Raw genomic sequence first — 1,531 nt, 5'->3', positions numbered from 1 at the left:
GATACATTGACGTTTACAAAATTTTTTGACAAAATGAACTTATGGAATAGTAGGACAAGAATCTACTTATGAAGGGGATGGGGAAATGTTTTCAAATATTGGCTTTCCAGGGTTAATTTTAATTTTAGTAGCAGTGTTAATTTTATTCGGCCCAAAAAAGTTACCGGAAATTGGGAAAGCTTTAGGGGAAACGTTAAAAGAATTTAAAAAATCAACAAAAGAATTGACTGATGAGGCATTTCAAGAGAAGGAAAAAAATAAATAAAAGAATCTGATGGGTTTTTTCTCGGAATGGATAAATAAAGTGTGGTGAACGAGATGGAAGATCGGGAAATGAGCGTAGTAGAACATATTGTTGAGCTTCGCAAACGAGTAATATATACAGTATTATCCTTTGTATTATTTTTAATTATTGGATTTACTTTTACGAAGGATATTTATTTTTGGCTTGTAAAAGATTTACCAATGAAATTAACTGTTCTCGGTCCAAGTGATGTGTTGTGGATTTTTTTCTTGATTGCTACAGTATTTGCTATCGTTTGTACAATTCCTTTTGCTGCGATACAAATTTGGTTATTTGTAAAACCAGGTTTACATCCCAATGAACAAAAAATGACATTAATGTATATACCGGTATTGTCTATATTATTTATAGCAGGCCTATCTTTCGGTTATTTTATCGTTATGCCATTTTTATTTCATTTCCTAACTACAATTGGTAATGAGATGTTTAATACAATGTTTACAACGGAAAAATATTTTCATTTCGTATTAAATTTAACAGTTCCGTTTGCTGTTATATTTGAATTACCTGTAGTTGTTATGTTTTTAACGAGTATAGGTCTTCTAACGGCAGAATTTCTGCAGAAAATAAGAAGATATGCTTATGTCGTGTTGATTATAATTGCATCGTGTATATCGCCGCCAGATTTTTTATCACATAGTTTAGTAGCGGTACCGCTTATTTGTATTTATGAAATTAGTATCGCTTTATCAAAGATAGTTAGTAAACGAAAACAGAAAAGAGAAGAAGAAACACAGTCGAAAAGTGCCTCGTTATAAAGGTACTTTTTAATTTATTTGTTATACTCTAGCTATAATTGTATACAATATATAGAAGAAAAAAATTATAGAATCTCCAAAATTTAGACAAACTTTTCATTTTTATAAGGTTATACTGAAGTTATCAAGCTATATATGGGTAATAAGACTCCCGTCTTAAAGTATATATAGGACAGGGTTCGAATTAGGTGGATATAAATGAAGTATTAACTTCTAAACGGGGGCAGTTTAAGGATATTTTAGTATTCATAGGAAACCTACACTAAAAAACGTGTTAAAGAATAAAGTGGAGGAAGTTCAAAAATCCAACGAAAAAGAGGATTGATATTGTGATTACGAAAAGTTTTTATTTCACTCATGCAACAGGGAATTGTATTAAAATATTTGAAATCCCTGTCCTACAAACACAGCATCCATTAGCGTTTCTAATTCAGTCTCGTCTTCAATTGTTTATTGCAAAAATTCAAAA

General features: G+C 30.4%; 3 protein-coding genes. All 3 read left to right on the top strand.

Features of this window, described 5'->3' with window-relative positions; translation table 11 throughout:
* Positions 1–85: 85 nt before the first annotated feature.
* The gene (locus AC1DTM_RS26040; RefSeq protein WP_002012719.1) at positions 86–265 is read left to right on the top strand and encodes a twin-arginine translocase TatA/TatE family subunit; all 180 of its coding nucleotides are present in this window, start codon (positions 86–88) and stop codon (positions 263–265) included.
* A gap of 53 nt (positions 266–318) precedes the next feature.
* Positions 319–1,062 (top strand): twin-arginine translocase subunit TatC, encoded by a 744-nt coding sequence (tatC, locus tag AC1DTM_RS26035; RefSeq protein WP_033714706.1) that lies wholly within the window; start codon positions 319–321, stop codon positions 1,060–1,062.
* Positions 1,063–1,391: 329 nt separating this feature from the next.
* The coding region (locus tag AC1DTM_RS26030) for a DUF2535 family protein (protein ID WP_477001241.1) at positions 1,392–1,531 on the top strand (140 nt) is incomplete at its 3' end.

This window comes from Bacillus sp. P4_D3 (assembly GCF_056401855.1).
Note: the sequence above shows the minus strand (reverse complement) of the source record. Positions and strands in the feature narration are given on the sequence as shown.